Here is a 17211-nt window from a genome sequence, read left to right as displayed (position 1 = left end):
TCGCCCGTGAGGGGGCGCGCACCGGCTGACGCCTCGCGGCCTACGGCGTGCGGGGGGTCAACAGCTGGTCCACGGGCGCGTAGTCGTCGAACAGGACCGGCGCCTGCCCGGCGAAGTCCTGGTAGCGCTCGCCCGCGACGACCTCGTCCTGGCCGTCGTGCGCGGCGATGGCCGCCCGCAGCCCGGCCACGTCCAGGGGCGTGTCCGCGCCCAGCAGGACGAAGTTGCCGCCCTCGGCCCCGGCAACCCGCTCGGGCGGGGCCACCAGGGCGACGTGCTCGAAGACCGCTGCCAGGGTCGCCGCCTCGGCGCGGGCGAAGTGCAGCGGCCCGTAGTCGATGACGTTGAGCATGTACACCCCGTCGGGGCGCAGGGTCTCCTGGATGTCACGGGCGAACTCGACGGTCGTCAGGTGCCAGGGGACCGCGAGACCGCCGAACGCGTCGCCGATCACCACGTCCCAACGCTCCGGCGGTTGCGCCGCCACACCCAGCCGGGCGTCGCCGGTCTGCACCCGCAGGTCCTCGCCAGTGGCCAGGCCGAGCTCGTCGCGCGCGATGTCGACGAGCATCGGGTCGAGCTCCAGCACAAGGCTGTGGGACCCGGCGCGCTCCGCGGCGAGGTAGCGGGGCATCGTGAAGCCGCCGCCACCGACGTGCAGGGCGTCCACGGGCCCCCCGTCTGGTGCGACCGTCTCCACGACATCGGCGAACACCTGCGTGTAGCCGAAGCCGAGGTAGCCAGGGTCCTCCAGGTCCACGTAGCTGTGCCGCAGGCGGTCGAGGACCAGGATCCGGCCGCTGTCGCGGTCGTCGGCCGCCTCGACCCGGGCGCAGAAGTACGCGCTCTCGAAGTCGCAGGGGACCGACACCAGCAGGGTCAGGGAACCGGCGATCAGGGCGAGGACCACCAGGCCGGCGGGGAAGTCCGTGCGCGACGGCGCGAGCCACCACCAGAGCGCCACGCCGCCGAGCACCAGCGCCACCCCGAGGCCGAACACGATCGGGCGGCTCGGCCAGGCCGCCACCAACAGGAACCCGGTCAGGAACGTGCCGAGGATGGCACCGGCGGTGCCGAGCGCGGACAGGCGGCCGACCACCCGCCCGGTCTCGTCGAGGCTGTCGAGCTGCAGCTTGACGACTGTGGGCGTCACTGCGGACAGCACCGCGGCGGGCGCGAAGAACCCCACGGCGGACAGCACCACCACGGCCAGCGGGCCCCCGCCCCCGCCGAGCGTCGCGCCGAAGAACGTGACGACCGGCACTGCCGCGAGGGCCAGCACCCCGCCGCCCAGCACCATCGGGCCGAGGATCACGCGGGGGTCCACCCGGTCGGCCAGCTTGCCGCCGTACCAGCTGCCCAGGGCGATGCCGGCCAGCACGGTTCCGATGATGCCGGTGTAGGTCTCCAGCGTGACGCCCACATAGGGCGCGAGCAGCCGGGCGGCCAGGATCTCCAGGACCAGCACCGCCGCCGACGTGGCGAACACGACGAAGCCGGCCACAAAAGAAGGCATGGGGCTCCAGTATGCCGCCGGTGGGGCCCCGGCCACGGACGCCCGACCGCGTGCGACAAGCGGACGCGGCCAACCGGCATCAGGCGACCTCCGCGCAACTATTGGGGTAGTGACAGCCCGTGCGCGGTGGTTTACGCTCAGGTGACGGCATGGGCGCAGGGGAGCCCGTGCGACCTGGCGGGCGGCGACGCTGCCCAGAACGAGGTACCCATGCGCAAGGCAACCCGCAAGACGCCCTTGACGGTCTGGCTCTTGGTCCTCCTGGTGGCGCTCTTCGCCGCCGCGTGCACCGACGACGGGGCCGATGAGGAGCCCGACCTGCCTGACGATACCGACGACGTGGGTCTCGATGACGACGTCGCCCAGGATGACGACACCGACAGCGACACCGGCGGCAAGCTCGAGGAGGTCCGCAGCCGCGGCGAGCTGATCTGCGGCATCAACGACGTCGTGCCCGGATTCGGCGTCATCGGCGAGGACGGTGAGGCCGCGGGCTTCGACGTCGACATCTGCCGGGCGATCGCCGCGGCGGTGCTGGGCGACGCCGACGCCGTGGAGTTCCGACCCATCGCGGTCGCCGAGCGCTTCACCACACTGCAGGCCGACGAGATCGACGTGCTCAGCCGCAACACGACCTGGACCGCCAGCCGTGACGGCACCGAGGGCGCCGCCTTCGTGACGACGACGTACTACGACGGGCAGGGGATGATGGTCCGCGCCGACGACGGGTTCGAATCCATCGACGACATGGAGAACACCGTCATCTGTGTCCTGGAGGGCACCACCACGGAGCTCAACCTCGCCACCCGCTTCGCCGATATCGCCTACGAGCCGCAGACCTTCAGCGACGCCGACGACATCCAGGAGGCGTTCATCGCCGAGGCCTGCGACGGGTGGACCTCGGACCTGAGCCAGCTCGCGTCGCGCCGCGCGGTCTACCCCGAGGAGTCCGGCGGCCCCGACTCGCTCGTGATCTTCGACGAGGTCTTCTCGAAGGAGCCGCTCGGGCCCGCGGTCGCCGACGGTGACCAGGAGTGGTTCGACGCGGTGAACTGGGCGGTCATCGGCCTGATCCAGGCCGAGGAGTTCGGGATCACCTCGGAGAACATCGCCGACTTCGACGACAGCGAGGACCTCGACATCCGCCGGTTCCTCGGCTTGGAGGGCCTCGAGGGCGACGACGAGGGCGTCGTGTTCGACCCGGGTATCGGACTCGACACCGACTTCAACCGCACGATGATCGAGGCGGTCGGCAACTACGGCGAGCTGTTCGCACAACACCTCGGCCCTGACACGCCGTTGGGACTGGAGCGCGGCGAGAACAACCTCTGGACCGAGGGCGGCCTGCTGTACGCGCCGCCGTACCGCTAGGACCCCGGGGCGGTGACGGCGACGTCACCGCCCCCGCTGCACCACAGCGCGGCCGTTCCATCGCGTAGCGTGGAGCGCAGCGCGCGACCAGGAGACCGGCATGGCGGGCGGCGGCGAGGCGGTGACGAGCACCACGCAGACGCGCCCGCCCCCATGGCGGGACGTGCGCGTCCTGCGCGTCCTCTCCCAGATCGTGTTCGTGCTGGCCGTCTTCCTCATGCTGCGCTTCCTCTACACGACCCTGGTGGGCAACCTCCGGGCGCAGGGGCTGCCGACGGGTTTTGGGTTCCTCGACCAGCCGACGGGCTTCGACATCCGCGGGGCGGACGACTTCCGCCCCAGCCAGCCGATCCGCGACGCCCTGCTGGTCGGCTACGCCAACACCATCCGGGTAGCCGTCGTCGGCATCGCGCTGGCGACGATCATCGGGGTCCTGCTCGGCGTCGCCCGCCTGTCGAGCAACTGGTTGATCCGCAAGGCCGCCGCCGTGTACGTCGAGGCGATCCGCAACACCCCCGTGCTGCTCATCATCGCGTTCCTGTACTTCGCGGTCGTGCTCGCCGCCCTGCCGGGCATCTCCGACGCGGTGAACATCTTCGGGGCCATGATCCTGTCCACCCGCGGCATCTGGATGGTGTGGGGCGAGGCGACCCAACCGCTCGGGCCCTTTCTCGCGGTCCTCGGTGTGGGCCTGGCCGTGGCGGTCGTCCTCGGCGTCTGGCGCACCCGCAGGTTCGACGAGACGGGCACCCCGCACCACCGCATCCTGTGGGGCCTGGGCGCGGTGCTGGTCATCGGTGGCATCGGCTACGTCGCCCTCGGTGCGCCCGTCGAGGTGACCATGCCCACCCGCGAGGGCCGCCTGGTCACCGGCGGCATCGAGCTGCAGCCCACGTACGGAGCGCTGCTCGCCGGCCTCGTCATCTACACCGCGAGCCACATCGCCGAGATCGTCCGCGGATCGATCCTGGCCGTGCCCAAGGGGCAGACCGAGGCTGCGCAGTCCATCGCGCTGACGGGCTTCCAGCGGATGCGCTACGTGATCCTGCCACAGGCGGCCCGCATCGCCGTGCCGCCGCTGGCCAGCCAGTACCTGAACCTCACGAAGAACTCGTCGCTGGCGATCCTCGTCGGCTACGTCGAGCTCACCCGGGTGACGCTGACCGTCATCGGCAACGCCAACCCGGCGCCGCAGTCGGTGGCGATCCTCGCGCTCGGCTACCTCGTGCTGTCACTGGTCATCTCGGCGATGGCGAACATCGTGAACCGCACGCTCGCACTGGAGGGCCGGTAGGTGGCCGGCAGCGTGCAGACGCCCCCGGTCGAGCCGACCGACGAGCCGGCACTGGTCGAGACGGACCCGCTCACCAAGCCTGCGGCCACACCCGGCGAGTGGCTGCGGCTGAACCTGTTCAGCACCGGCTCCAACACGGTGCTGACCCTCGCGTTCGGCATGCTCCTCGGCTATGCGGTCTTCCGGCTGCTGATGTTCGTATTCGTGACGGCCAATTGGGAGATCGTGCGGGTCAACCTCACGACCTTCCTGGTCGGCACCTTCCCGCGTGGCGAGCTGTTCCGCGTGTGGGTCGCCATCGTGCTGATATCGGTGGTATCGGGCCTGGGCGTCGGGGTGGCCGCCAGGCGGCGCGGTCGCGCCGCCCCGGTGGAGCTGCTGCGGACCGCCGCGCCGGGGCTGATCGTGTTGGCCGTCCTGCTCGCGCTGACCCGCACCCCCACCCCCGCGCTGATGGTGGTCGCCTCGGGTCTCGCGGCCCTCGCGGCCCGGTCGGTCGGTGTGCGCCTGCCGCCGCGAGCCGGGCGTTACATGCCCGTGGTGTACGTGGCGGCGGTGTTCGGCGCCTACGCGGCGTTCACCACGGGCAGCCCCCTCACCTACTCCAACTTCCAGGGGCTGCTGCTCAACGTCTTCCTCGCCGTCGCGGCGATCACCCTGTCGTTCCCGTTCGGTGTCCTGCTCGCGCTCGGGCGCCGCTCGACGTTCCCCGCGGTGCGCGTCGTGTGCGTCGGCTACATCGAGCTGATCCGGGGTGTGCCCCTGATCGCCCTGCTGATCTTCGGTGCGACCATGCTGGGCTTCTTCGTCCCCGAGGGCATGACGCGGCCCGACCAGGTCACCCGCGCCCTGGTCGCGTTCGTGCTGTTCGCCGGCGCCTACGTCGCCGAGGACGTCCGCGGCGGGCTGCAGAGCGTGCCGGCGGGGCAGGTGGAGGCCGCCAAGGCCATCGGCCTGTCGCCCATCAAGACGACCCGGCTGATCGTGCTGCCCCAGGCGCTGCGCAACGTCATCCCGGCCCTGGTGGGGCAGTTCATCAGCCTCACCAAGGACACGGTGCTGGTGTCGCTCATCGGGCTGACCGAGGTCCTGCGTGTGGCCCGGGCGGTGACCAGGCAGGAGGGATTCGCCGGGCAGGGCCTGCAGGCCGAGACCCTGCTGTTCGCCGGCTTCCTCCTGTGGTCCGTCGCCTTCACGATGTCCCGGGCGAGCCAGCGCCTCGAGAAGCGACTGGGAGTGGGGACCAGATGACCGGAGACCAGCCGCGCCGCAGGCGCCGCAGAGGGGTGGGGACATGACCGAGCATGCCGTGCCAGCCGACGCCACCCAGGTCGGGGGCAGTGGCGACGTCATGATCTCCTGTGAGGGCGTCGACAAGGTCTTCGGCGACTTCCAGGCGCTGACGGACATCAACCTGGCGGTCGGCCGCCAGGAGGTCGTGGTCGTGTGCGGGCCGTCCGGGTCGGGCAAGTCGACCCTGATCCGCTGCATCAATCGGCTGGAGAAGCACGACCGCGGCCGCATCGTCGTCGACGGCATCGAGATGGGCGACGACGTGCGCAACATCGCCGAGATCCGCCGCGAGGTCGGCATGGTCTTCCAGCAGTTCAACCTCTTCCCGCACCTCACGGTCTTGGAGAACATCACGCTCGGGCCCCGCCACGTCCGGCGGTGGAGCAAGAAGAAGGCCAACACGGTCGCGATGGAGATGCTCGAGCGCGTGCGCATCCCCGAGCAGGCCGACAAGCACCCAGCGCAGCTGTCGGGCGGTCAGCAGCAGCGTGTCGCGATCGCCCGCGCGTTGGCGATGCAGCCCAAGGCGATCCTGTTCGACGAGCCGACCTCGGCCCTTGATCCGGAGATGATCAAGGAGGTGCTCGACACGATGCAGGAGCTCGCCGAGTCGGGCATGACCATGATCTGCGTCACCCACGAGATGGGCTTCGCCCGCCAGGTCGCCCACCGCGTCGTGTTCATGGCCGAGGGCCAGATCGTCGAGGTCGGCACGCCCGAGCACTTCTTCACCAACCCCCGGGAGGAGCGCACGAAGCTGTTCCTGTCGCAGATCCTGTGAGGCCCGCGGACCGCGGCATGGGGTAGGCTCTGGACCCCCCTCGGAGCACCACCCGGGGATTCAGCCTGCCCAGGAACGAGACACGATGACCGACAGCCCGGCCGCCCGCGACCTGCCTCCCGAGCCCGTGGCCGACGTCGAGCACGTCGCCCCCGACGCCGACACCACGGCGGGCGCCCACGACACCGACATGGCCACCATCGTGGAGCTGTGCAAGCGCCGCGGGCTGATCTTCCAGTCCTCAGAGATCTACGGCGGCCTGCGTGGTGCGTGGGACTTCGGCCCCCTCGGCGCGGCGTTGAAGGACAACGTCAAGGCCGCGTGGAAGCGCGCCATGGTGCAGCTGCGCGACGACGTCGTCGCGCTCGACGCGTCGATCCTCATGCACCCGCGGGTGTGGGAGGCGTCGGGCCACGTGGAGGGGTTCACCGACCCGCTGGTCGAGTGCGCCGCGTGCAACCACCGTTACCGCGCCGACCAGATGGACACGAACAACGCCGGGGAGCCCTTCTGCCCGAGCTGCGGCGGCAAGGAGTTCACCGAACCACGGGCGTTCAACCTCATGTTCCGCACGTTCGTCGGGCCGGCCGAGGACACCAGCAACCAGGTGTGGATGCGGCCCGAGACCGCCCAGGCCATGTTCGTCGACTTCGCCCACGTGCAGCTGACCAGCCGTCGGAAGCTGCCCTTCGGCATCGCTCAGGTCGGCAAGAGCTTCCGCAACGAGATCACGCCCAAGAACTTCATCTTCCGGGTGCGCGAGTTCGAGCAGATGGAGATGGAGTTCTTCGTGCGACCGGGGGCCGACGAGCAGTGGCACGCCTACTGGATCGCGCAGCGGTGGAACTGGTACCTGCACCTCGGCATGCGCCCGGAGAACCTGCGCATCCGCCCCCACGGCACCGACGAGCTGTCCCACTACGCCAAGGCCACCGTGGACGTGGAGTACCGCTTCCCGTTCGCGTGGTCCGAGCTCGAGGGCATCGCCAACCGCAGTGACTTCGACCTGCGCCGCCATGCCGAGTTCAGCGGCAAGGACCTGTCCTACTACGACCAGGAGCGCGACGAGCGCTACGTCCCCTTCGTGATCGAGCCCGCCGCCGGCGTCGACCGCGCTGCCCTGGCCTTCCTGGTCGACGCCTACCGAGACGAGACCGCGACGTCGGCCAGCGGCAAGCAGGAGCACCGCACGGTCCTGAAGCTGCACCACGCGCTCGCACCGACCAAGGTGGCCGTGCTGCCACTGTCGCGCAAGGAGCAGCTCGTGCCCACCGCCCGTGAGGTCAGCGACCTGCTGAAGCCGCGGTGGATGACCGAGTACGACGACGCCGGCTCGATCGGCAAGCGCTACCGCCGCCAGGACGAGGTCGGCACGCCGTTCTGCGTGACCGTCGACTTCCAGACGGTCGAGGAGGACCGTGCGGTCACGGTGCGCGACCGCGACACCATGGCCCAGGACCGCGTCGCGATCGAGCGGCTGCCCGACTACCTCGAAGAGCGGCTCCAGCTCCTGGGGTGAGCCATCCCTGCGCCGCTGACCCTCAGTGGTAGCCGCCCCAGCGCTTGTAGGGGTCCGCCGGCGCGTCTCCCGGGCCCGGCGGCGCCTGGGGCGGGGGCGCAGCCGCTCGCTCTCGCAGGAGCGCGGCGAGGTCGTCCTCGAGCCGGCGGCTGCGTTGGAGCAGCTCGGCCAGGGCCCGGGCGCCCCACGCCGCCAGCCGCAGACCCGCTCCGCCGACGAAGGTGAGCGCCCACGCCACGATGGCGAAGCCGATCCCGCCGTCGCGGAAGAGCAGCCCGCCGGCGAGCACACCGGCGAGGCCCACGGCGTAGACCAGCGCGTCGGCCACGCGCGCGGCGACCAGCAGCTCCCGGGGCCGGACCTGGTCGGACGCGCGCTGCATGTCGGGGGCCTTCGGGCTGGCCATACGCACTCCTGTCGGACCGCCGTGTCGGTGTTCGGCCTACGCCCGATGCTACGCTTGGAGCCGTGAAGCATCTCGACGCAGTCCGGGAGCGCACCGAGGATCTGGAGCGCGCCAGCCTCTCCACGTGGGCCACGCTGGCCTCGGAGAGCAAGGGCCGGGACCGCTTCGAGGAGGCTGACCCGCTGCGCACCGCGTTCCAGGTCGACCGGGACCGCATCACCGACACCCGGGCGTTCCGCCGCCTGCGTGACAAGACGCAGGTCGTCATCGCCGCGGGGGGCGACCACCGCCGTGATCGCCTGACGCACACCCTGGAGGTCACCCAGGTCGCGCGCACCATGGCCCGGGGGCTGCGGCTGAACGAGGACCTCGTCGAGGCCATCGCGCTCGGCCACGACCTCGGGCACACCGCCTTCGGTGACGCCGGTGAGGAGGCGCTGTCGATCTTCACCGCCGCGCCCTTTCGCCACCACGAGCAGAGCGTGCGGGTCGTGGAGCACCTGGAGCACCTGGAGCAGGGGGGCAGCGGCCTGAACCTGACGTGGGAGGTCCGCGACGGCATCCTGAACCACACCTCGGGGACGCCCGCGCCGGCGACCGCCGAGGGTCAGGTTGTCCGCCTGGCCGATCGGGTCGCGTCGCTGGCCTATGACCTCGCGGACGCGTGCGCTGTCGGGATCGTGCGCACCCGCAACGTGCCTGACGACGTGGTGGGCACCCTCGGTGCGACCACGGCCGGCCGTATCGCCACGGCGATCCGCGACGTCGTGACCGTCTCGATCGACCGGCCCGACGTGCGCATGAGCCCGCCGGTCACCGTCGCGCTCGACCGCCTGCGTGCCTTCCTCGACACGGCGCTCTACCAGCGCCCGATGGCGAGCGCCGAGCGCGACCGGGCCATCCACAGCCTGCGCAGCTTGGTGGTGTTCTTCCTGGAGAACCCCGAACGTATGCCCGCCGAGCACCACGGCGCGGCGCCGACCGAGACGCGGGTCCTCGACTATGTCTCCGGCTTGACCGACGGGGATGTTCTGCGCACGTTCGCGGCCGTGTTCCTGCCGGGCCGGGATCCCTCCGCCTGAGCACCCGGCGCGCCGTAGACTCCAGGCTGCGGGTCGTAGCGCTGGTAGCGAGGGGTTCCTGTGGCCGGCCGGATCAACGACGATGACATCCAGGAGCTGCGCCGGCGCGCAGACCTGGCCGCGGTCATCGGTGACTACACCAGCCTGAAGCGCTCTGGCACGCGGCTGACCGGCCTGTGCCCGTTCCATGAGGAGCGGACTCCCTCGTTCACCGTCGATCCGGGCCGGGGGCTGTTCCACTGCTTCGGCTGCCAGGTCGGGGGCGACGTCTACGCCTTCCTGCAGCTGATCGAGGCACTGACGTTCCCCGAGGCCGTCGAACGGCTCGCCAGGGTCGTCGGATTCGAGCTGCGGTACGAGGAGCTGTCGTCCGGCCAGCGGCGGGCGCTGGGGCGGCGGACACGCCTCACCGAGGTGCTGCTGGAAGCGGCGCGGTTCTACGAGTCCCAGCTGAACGGGAACCAGGGAGCACCGGCACGCGCCTACCTCGCGGCGCGGGGGCTGGAGCGTGCCGACGCCGAGCACTTCCGCCTCGGCTGGGCGCCCGACGCCTGGGATCTCCTGGTCAGCCACCTGCGCCAGACCGGCTACACCGACGAGGAGGCGGCCGGCGCCGGCCTGGTCACGGAGGGGGCCAGGGGGCCGATCGATCGGTTCCGCGGGCGGGTGATGTTCCCGATCTTCGACAAGAGCGGCAAGGATGTCGTGGCCTTCGGGGGGCGCATCCTGCCCGCAGTAACCCTGCGGACCGCCCCGCGCGAGGGCTCCCCGCCGAAGTACATCAACTCACCCGAGACGGAGGTGTACCGCAAGTCGCACGTGCTCTACGGGCTGAACTGGGCGCGAGCCGAGGTGCAGCGGCGTGAGGCCGCACTGGTGGTCGAGGGCTACATGGACGTCATCGGACTGCACACCGCCGGGGTCCGCCACGCGGTCGCGACCTGCGGCACCGCCCTGACGGCTGATCACTTCCGCCAGCTCGAGCACTTCACCGGGCGGGTCGTGCTCGCCTTGGACGCCGACGACGCGGGTGCCGCCGCCGCGGACCGAGCCCGGGCCCTCGCCGAGGAGGTCGGCGTCCGGGAGGTCGGGGTGCTGCCCCTGCCGCCCGATGCCGATCCCGCCGACCTGGCTGCCGAGGGCGCCGAGCGGGTGGAGCAGGCGCTGGCGCAGGTCAAGACCGCGGTGGAGTTCCAGATCGAGCATCTTCTGCGTCGCGCCGACGTCACGACCCCCGAGGCGCAGGTGGTGGCGTACCGGGCGACGTTTCCGTTGCTGGCCCGCATCCCCGACCGCGCGTTGCGGTACCGCTACATGCGCGACGTCCTCGCGCCGGCCGTCGGCTTGTCCGCCGACCGCATCGAGGCCGAGCTGGACGCCGAGCTGCCCGCCCTGGCGGCGGCGGGCCGCGACCACACCCCGGCTCAACCTCGCCCAGCCGTGCCCGGTGACGTCACCGGATCGGCGGCGGGCGCAGGCGACCCGCAGATGCGCCTGGAGCGGGACGTCTTGCGGGCGGCGTTGCAGGTGCCTGAGTTGATGCCCCCGGAGTGGAAGCTGGTCACGGAGGAGGACTTCCGCGCGCCCATGTCGCGGCAGCTCTACGCGGCGCTGTCCGCGACGGACACGGGCGATCTCGTCGAGGTGCTCGCCGCCCTGCCCGACGACGAGACCCGGGTGCGGGTGCGGGCACTTGCTCTCTCGGAGCCGACCGTGGAGGCTGATCCGGGCCATCTGCGTGAGGTGATCCTCCGCTTGCGGGCGCGAGCGGTCGAACGCCAGCACGAGGTGGTGCGTGAGCGCCTGTTCCAGGTCGGTGAGCAGCTGGACGTGTCGGAGCGCCGGCAGCTCCAAGCGCAGCTGTTCGAGCTGGAACAGCGGCGGCGCGACCTGCTCGAGGGAAGGGATGGCTGAGGAGATGGCCACCAGGAGGCCGGACCCGCTCACCCCTGGTCCCACCGGCGATGGCGGCGGCGGCGAGCCCGCCCCGGGGTGGCAGGCCGACGCGCGCTCGGAACGCGCCCGACTGGACGAGATCGCGCTGCAAGGGATGTCGAGCGACCCGGTGCGCATGTACCTGAAGGAGATCGGCCGGGTGCCGCTGCTCACCGCCGAGGAGGAGGTCGACCTCGCCAAGCGCGTGGAGTCTGGGTTGGCGGCCACGGCGCTGCTCGCCGACGCCGCGACGGACGCGGACCCCGGGCGCATCCGTGAGTACCGGCGCATCGAGCGGGGCGGGCAGCTGGCGAAGCGCAAGCTGGTGGAGGCCAACCTGCGCCTGGTCGTGTCGATCGCCAAGCGCTACGTGGGCCGGGGCCTGCTGTTCCTCGACCTCATCCAGGAGGGCAACCTGGGGCTCATCCGCGCGGTCGAGAAGTTCGACTACACCAAGGGCTACAAGTTCTCCACCTACGCCACGTGGTGGATCCGCCAGGCCATCACGCGGGCCATCGCCGACCAGGCGCGCACCATCCGCATCCCCGTGCACATGGTCGAGACGATCAACCGGGTGGTGCGCGTGCAGCGCCAGCTGCTGCAGGACCGGGGGCGCGAGCCCACACCCGAGGAGATCGGTCGGGAGCTGGAGCTGTCGGCAGATCGGGTGCGCGACATCCAGAAGCTGTCCCAGGAGCCGGTCAGCCTGGAGACCCCCGTGGGGGAGGACGACTCCAGCCTCGGCGACTTCCTGGAGGACCCTGATGCCGTCGTCCCGGTCGACGCGGCCAGCTTCGCGCTCATGCAGGAGCAGATCCATCGCATCCTGCACACCCTGACCGAACGCGAGCAGATGGTCATCCAGCTGCGGTTCGGGATGACCGACGGCCAGCCTCGGACGCTGGAGGAGGTCGGGCTGGACTTCGGCGTCACCCGGGAGCGCATCCGCCAGATCGAGTCCAAGACGCTGTCCAAGCTGCGCCACCCGTCGCGGAGCAAGGCCCTCAAGGACTTCCTGGAGTGACGGCTGGGCCGCCGGAGCTCGTCTAGGCTGACCGGCATGGTGCGGCGCGTGGTGCTCGTGATGGCGGTCGTGCTGCTCGCGGCCTGCGGGCCCGACGACGAGGCTACTGCCCCCGTGGAGGAGGTTGACCCGACGCCGACCGACCCGGTCCCTGACGACGATGACGAGGCCGCAGTCCCAGCTCCCGGGCCGGCCGCGGCGTGGACGACGCTCGCCGAGGCCCCCCTGGCCCTGTCCGAGGTCGCCGTGGCCCCGTTGGGGGGCCAGGTGTGGACGGCCGGAGGGTTCACCGCGGAGGGGGAGGCGACCGCCCGCGTCCAGGTGCTCGACCCCACCTTCGAGTCGTGGTCGGATGGCCCCGACCTCCCCGAGGCCGTGCACCACGCGGCGTTGGTCGCCACCGGTCAGGCGCTCTACCTCGTGGGCGGGTACGCCGGATCGGGCTTCGACGCGCCTACCGCGGCGGTGCACCGGCTCGACCTTGCAGTCGGCAGCTGGGTGACGGGCCCGCCGTTGCCCGCGCCGCGAGCGGCCGGTGCCGCCGCCTGGGACGGCGAGCGCATCGTCTACGGCGGCGGGGTCGGCCCCGACGGGCTCGCCGGGGAGGTGTTCGTGCTCGACGGCGACGAGTGGGTGGGCATCGGTGCCCTGTCGCAGCCCCGCGAGCACCTGGCGGCCGCCGGGGACGGCCAGGGGCGAACGTGGTTCCTGGGGGGCCGGACCGCCGGGCTGGACACGAACCTCGGCACGGTCGACCTGGTGGAGGGCGCGAGCATCACCACGGTTGGGGCACTGCCCACGCCGCGGGGTGGCGTTGCCGGGTTCTGGTCAGCCGGCACCGGGGCGTGCGTGCTCGGCGGCGAGGATCCCGACCGCACCTACGGTGAGGTCGAGTGCATCGATGCGGAGGGCGCAGTGCGGGCCCTACCGAGCCTGGAGGCGCCGCGACACGGGCTCGGCGCCGTCGTTGTCGACGGGATCGCCTACGCCGCCCTTGGCGGTCCCGAGCCCGGGCTGACGGTCAGCCCGGTGGTGGAGGCGCTGCGCCTGGACGGACTGGAGTGACCGTCAGGACTGCGCTTGCGGTCCGTCGTCCGTCCCGCCGTTGCGCACGGCCTGCGTGAGCTGCGTGACCTTCTCGCTGGCCTTGGACTCCAGGTCCTTGGCCTTCCGCGTGGCTTTGGACTCCAGGTCCTTGGCCTTCTCGCTGGCCTTGGACTCAAGCTGCCCACCGACCCGCGACGCCGTGGAGCGGATCTCGCCGCTGAGCTGCTGCGCGGGCTCGGAGCGCGACAGCTGGCGGGCCATGCGCTGGATCTGGGCGTAGCGCTCCCGGCCGGCCTTCGCGCCGAGCACGTAGCCGATGACGAGGCCGATGAACAGGCCGAGGCGGAAGCGCATAGCGGACACTCCTGTGGTCGTGGACGGCGTTCGCGGCAGGGAGATACTGCCCGGCCGGAGGGCGCGTCGAAACCCTAGCAGCAGCGCTGATGGGGGGGGCAGGATGCGCGGAGCACCTCGTGGTGTGGCGCTTGCTCCGGGGGTGGGACTCGAACCCACAGCCTTCGCCTTAACAGGGCGCCGCTCCGCCAATTGAGCTACCCCGGAATGTCCTGGAAAGGATAGCAGGTGTTCGCTGTCAGTCATCGGTCGGCAGACCGACGTCCATGACGGCTCCAACAAGCCCCATGATCGCGCGGTGCGTCTGGCAGCAGCAGTACTGCACCGTGGCACAGCCGGACACGTGCTTCGAGTGGCGGATGCCGCCGTCGGGAATGGCCCGGTACGGCTTGCTGAACCGCGCAGGTGGGATCGCGGTGACCAGCGACCAACGCGTGATGGCCGCGTCCAGGTCCAGGTCCTCATGCAGGTAGAGCTTTACGCGGAGGCGCGCCTCATCGACTTCAAAGAACTGACGGAGCCAGGCGCAGAAGAAGGCGATGAAGGTCGGGTTGGTGTTCGCGAGCGCGACCATGCCGTCCCTCTTGGAACCCTCGCCGGCGTACAGCGCCACGCCGGCGATGAGGAAGTCCCGCTCGGACAGTTGACCGATGCGCTCGGCGCCCTCGGCCAGGAGGCGCTCGATCTCCTCCTGCTTGCGCCGCTGGAGGACGTTGGGGCCACGCTGGCGCGCCTTCCTGCGCCGCTCTCGGGTGCGGTCGTGATCGGGAACGAACGGGACGTCCCGGGTCCACACCGATACCGAGCTGCGGGCGACGCCGAGCTGTGCGGCAATGTCGGCCATGGTCAATCCATGCGCGCGCAACTCCCGCGCCCGCGCCCGCTCCTCGAGCTTGCCCCGGTAGCCCATCGCGTCCTCCTGTCCCAGCCTCGGGTTACGTGGCAGGAGGGTGCGACAATCCGCGGGCGGCTGAACTAGCCTTTCCACATCGGGGCTGTAGCTCAGTGGTCAGAGCAGCTGGCTCATAACCGGTTGGTCGCAGGTTCGATCCCTGCCAGCCCCACAAGACCCCGCTTGGCGTGCGGCTGTGATCCCCCTGCTTCGCTCGTCGACCGAGGCCGGGCCGGCGAGCATGTGGATCGCCTCCGGATCTCGTAGATCCTCGGGTCCGCCCCCGGGTTACCGGCCGGTAGATTGGGTCTCAGCGACATATCTGTCCCTCCCACCCCATCTACCGCCGGGTAACCTGCGTGCCGGCGCTGGGTTGGCGGATGCGGAAACCGTCCGAGTTCCGCCGGTCCACGAGGGTAGAACCCAGGGCTTCGGTCTGGCGTCGACGCCAAGTCGCAGCTCTCTAGCCCGCCGACGCCAGGTCCGCGGCTCCGAACCCCCTCAAGAACGGCCGGCACCAGATGACCACGGTGTTGTAGTGGTCGAGGTCCACCTCGGGTGGGATGTCATAGTTCTGGTTGCCGATGTTCCCTCGCAGTGCCCCCAGGTCAACGAAGTCGGCGTCCAGCTCCGTGTCCGAGTTGGCCTCGTCGGCGGCCGTCAGGTACACGAACAGGCCAGGGCCGTTGGTGGACTCGAAGTCCTCCAGGCGCAACGTCCGCGAGCCGTCGGCCAGCTGGTACACGGTCGCGGTGCCGACCACGGTGTAGCGGTGGCGCGAGGAGAAGCTGCCCGCTGCGGTGGCGACGGGCTCCGCAGGTGGCTGCTCGGCGGCGGGGGGGTCCTCGGCGGCAGGTGGCTGCTCGGCGGCGGGGGGGTCCCCGGCGGCAGGTGGCTGCTCGGCGGCGGGGGGGTCCCCGGCGGGTAGGGGGTCTCGGGCGGGCGGTCCGTCGGTGTCGGGCGCGGGCGCCTGCTCGTCGGCGGCTGGGAACGCCGCGGAGGGGAACGGGTCGTCGACGACGTCGTCGAACAGCAGCCTTTGGGGCTGGAACCACACCAGGACGACGACGACGACGCCGGCCACGACCAGGGCACCCACCCCGACCCACAGCACGGGACGCCGTGATCGGGCGGTGTCCTCGGCCTGCTTGGTGTCCACGCTCATCGTCAACCTCCTACCACGGTCGGGCCGGTCACCCCGTCGGGGCGCCCGCCGGTCGCCATCCTGCAACATCACACCATCTGATCCTTGTCGTCACGGGCCGGCTCGGGCCGGCTCGGGCCGGCTCGGGCCGGCTCGGGCCGGCTCGGGCCGGCTCGGGCCGGCTCGCGGTCAAGCCCAGGATTGCCTGCCCCGACGAACGGCGAGGCAAAGGGTCGGTGAAGTTCCGCGAAAGCCCCCCGGGCGCCTGGCGGTCGCAGGCGAAACCTCTGATAGCGGCTGCTGCCCACACCCTCGCTGGGGCGATCTCCTGTGGTCGCGCTGGCGCCCGGGCGGGGCGGGTACCGCGCGCAAGGCCTCGAATGGCCAACGTTTCCGCAGGTGAGCACAGCGCACAGTGGCCGCCACCTCATAACCGGTTGGTCGCAGGTTCGATCCCTGCCAGCCCCACCAAGCGCCGCTTGTTGTGGAGGGAGTTGCACTGCACCTCAGGTGGCCGGAATGTGACACCGGTCGACCAACTGGCCAGCCGCGCCGGGGATCCCCGAACGTTGGCGGACCGCGGCGGATCCGGGGCTATCAGGGGGTTGGCGCCTCCATCGAAGCAAGGAGCGACTGGGACGGTCCGATGATCGGAGAGCCGTCGGCAGCGCGGCCTGGTCAGACGGGTCCGACGTCGTCGGGGGATAGCTCGCCCTGCACGATCTGACGTGCGACCTCGTGGAGCTTGGCGTTTTTTGTTCGGGCGAAGCGCCGCAGCCAGTCGAACGCCTGGTCGGGTGGTACGTCGTGGAGGTTGGCGAGGGCTCCTTTGGCTTGCTCGATGAGTTTGCGGCTCTCGAGCGCGTGACGAAGCTGGGCGATCTCCACATCGGCGGCGTTCAGGGTTCGTTGGTAGAGGATGCCGATGGACGCGATGTCGGCCAGTCCTGTCGCTGCGAGCCGCTGGGTCTCGGCGAACGGCCCCGCCTCGTCGCGAAACAGGTTCAGCGCGCCGATGCAGGTGCTGCGCAACCGGAGCGGCCGAGCGTAGACGCTGCGGTAGCCGAGTGCGTTCGCCTTGGCGACGAGGCGGGGCCAGCGTGTCGCCTCGCGGTCGAGGTCATCGACCTCGACGGCCTCGCAGCGGCGGTACGCCTCGGCGCAGGGCCCCTCGCCGGTGGTCGCCTCGAACATCTCGAGCTCTCGCATGTCGTGGGGCTGGACGCGGCAACGACCTGCAGCTCGCCCTCCGGGTCCATGAGCAGGACTCCCGCGGCTGTGACCTTCAGCACGTCGGCGCACATCTCGGTCACTCCGTAGAGGAACTCCACGACGTCGTAGTCATCGACGAGCGTGTCCGCCAGGGCGACCATCGCCTGCAGGACGGAGCGACGATCAACCATCGCTACACACATTCTTTCTCCCCACGAGGCTACGGACCGCCACGCCAACCTACCCGTGTGCGACAAACCGGAACCGATGGAGATGCTGACGTGCGCAGGCTGTCGCAAAATGAGTGACGCCGCTTGGGGCCGTTGGCGGGGTGGGCAGGC

The 17211-nt window shown here is 70.9% G+C and carries 15 protein-coding genes and 2 tRNA genes; 10 read left to right on the top strand and 7 right to left on the bottom strand.

Annotated elements, in window-relative coordinates; all coding sequences use genetic code 11:
* Positions 1 to 40 precede the first annotated feature (40 nt).
* The gene (locus tag WD250_10665; GenBank protein MEX2620670.1) at positions 41 to 1516 is read right to left on the bottom strand and encodes a fused MFS/spermidine synthase; all 1476 of its coding nucleotides are present in this window, start codon (positions 1514 to 1516) and stop codon (positions 41 to 43) included.
* A 210-nt stretch (positions 1517 to 1726) separates the two neighbouring features.
* Between WD250_10665 and WD250_10660 the strand changes: the two genes are divergently transcribed.
* The 5 genes from WD250_10660 (at position 1727) to WD250_10640 (ending at position 7774) form a co-directional block, all read left to right on the top strand.
* A complete protein-coding gene (locus WD250_10660; GenBank protein ID MEX2620669.1) occupies positions 1727 to 2887 on the top strand; it encodes an amino acid ABC transporter substrate-binding protein in 1161 nt (386 codons plus the stop codon).
* 100 nt (positions 2888 to 2987) lie between these two features.
* Complete coding sequence (locus tag WD250_10655; GenBank protein ID MEX2620668.1) at positions 2988 to 4181, top strand: ABC transporter permease subunit; 1194 nt, start codon at positions 2988 to 2990, stop codon at positions 4179 to 4181.
* A complete protein-coding gene (locus WD250_10650) occupies positions 4182 to 5432 on the top strand; it encodes an amino acid ABC transporter permease (GenBank protein MEX2620667.1) in 1251 nt (416 codons plus the stop codon). It begins immediately after the preceding gene.
* A gap of 43 nt (positions 5433 to 5475) precedes the next feature.
* Positions 5476 to 6255, top strand: coding sequence for an amino acid ABC transporter ATP-binding protein (locus tag WD250_10645; GenBank protein MEX2620666.1), 780 nt, complete (start codon positions 5476 to 5478; stop codon positions 6253 to 6255).
* Between the two features lie 85 nt (positions 6256 to 6340).
* Positions 6341 to 7774, top strand: coding sequence for a glycine--tRNA ligase (locus tag WD250_10640; GenBank protein ID MEX2620665.1), 1434 nt, complete (start codon positions 6341 to 6343; stop codon positions 7772 to 7774).
* A 22-nt stretch (positions 7775 to 7796) separates the two neighbouring features.
* Here the strand turns inward: WD250_10640 and WD250_10635 are convergent, their stop codons facing one another.
* On the bottom strand, positions 7797 to 8180 hold the full coding sequence (locus WD250_10635) for a hypothetical protein (protein MEX2620664.1): 384 nt from the start codon (positions 8178 to 8180) through the stop codon (positions 7797 to 7799).
* 62 nt (positions 8181 to 8242) lie between these two features.
* On the opposite strand from WD250_10635, the gene WD250_10630 reads away from it, so the two are divergent.
* The 4 genes from WD250_10630 to WD250_10615 are packed head-to-tail and all read left to right on the top strand — an operon-like array spanning position 8243 to position 13286.
* The gene (locus WD250_10630; protein MEX2620663.1) at positions 8243 to 9262 is read left to right on the top strand and encodes an HD domain-containing protein; all 1020 of its coding nucleotides are present in this window, start codon (positions 8243 to 8245) and stop codon (positions 9260 to 9262) included.
* Between the two features lie 60 nt (positions 9263 to 9322).
* Positions 9323 to 11176, top strand: coding sequence for a DNA primase (dnaG, locus tag WD250_10625; protein ID MEX2620662.1), 1854 nt, complete (start codon positions 9323 to 9325; stop codon positions 11174 to 11176).
* On the top strand, positions 11169 to 12221 hold the full coding sequence (rpoD, locus tag WD250_10620) for an RNA polymerase sigma factor RpoD (protein ID MEX2620661.1): 1053 nt from the start codon (positions 11169 to 11171) through the stop codon (positions 12219 to 12221). The genes dnaG and rpoD overlap by 8 nt, the downstream gene beginning before the upstream one ends.
* 36 nt (positions 12222 to 12257) lie before the next feature.
* On the top strand, positions 12258 to 13286 hold the full coding sequence (locus tag WD250_10615; protein MEX2620660.1) for a hypothetical protein: 1029 nt from the start codon (positions 12258 to 12260) through the stop codon (positions 13284 to 13286).
* Positions 13287 to 13289: 3 nt separating this feature from the next.
* Here WD250_10615 and WD250_10610 read toward each other — a convergent pair whose 3' ends face one another.
* The 3 genes from WD250_10610 to WD250_10600 form a co-directional block, all read right to left on the bottom strand.
* A complete protein-coding gene (locus WD250_10610; GenBank protein MEX2620659.1) occupies positions 13290 to 13622 on the bottom strand; it encodes a hypothetical protein in 333 nt (110 codons plus the stop codon).
* Positions 13623 to 13756: 134 nt separating this feature from the next.
* Positions 13757 to 13829 (bottom strand) — tRNA-Asn (locus WD250_10605).
* 31 nt (positions 13830 to 13860) lie between these two features.
* On the bottom strand, positions 13861 to 14532 hold the full coding sequence (locus tag WD250_10600; protein MEX2620658.1) for a helix-turn-helix domain-containing protein: 672 nt from the start codon (positions 14530 to 14532) through the stop codon (positions 13861 to 13863).
* 81 nt (positions 14533 to 14613) lie between these two features.
* Between WD250_10600 and WD250_10595 the strand changes: the two genes are divergently transcribed.
* Positions 14614 to 14686, top strand: a tRNA-Ile gene (locus tag WD250_10595).
* A gap of 291 nt (positions 14687 to 14977) precedes the next feature.
* Here the strand turns inward: WD250_10595 and WD250_10590 are convergent.
* Positions 14978 to 15679 carry a DM13 domain-containing protein gene (locus tag WD250_10590; GenBank protein ID MEX2620657.1) on the bottom strand — a complete coding sequence of 234 codons (702 nt, stop codon included), beginning with the start codon at positions 15677 to 15679 and terminating at the stop codon, positions 14978 to 14980.
* A 657-nt stretch (positions 15680 to 16336) separates the two neighbouring features.
* On the bottom strand, positions 16337 to 16867 hold the full coding sequence (locus WD250_10585) for a GAF and ANTAR domain-containing protein (protein ID MEX2620656.1): 531 nt from the start codon (positions 16865 to 16867) through the stop codon (positions 16337 to 16339).
* Positions 16868 to 17211: the final 344 nt, after the last annotated feature.

The organism is Egibacteraceae bacterium, from assembly GCA_040905805.1.
Lineage (GTDB): Bacteria > Actinomycetota > Nitriliruptoria > Euzebyales > Egibacteraceae > DATLGH01.
Note: the sequence above shows the minus strand (reverse complement) of the source record. Positions and strands in the feature narration are given on the sequence as shown.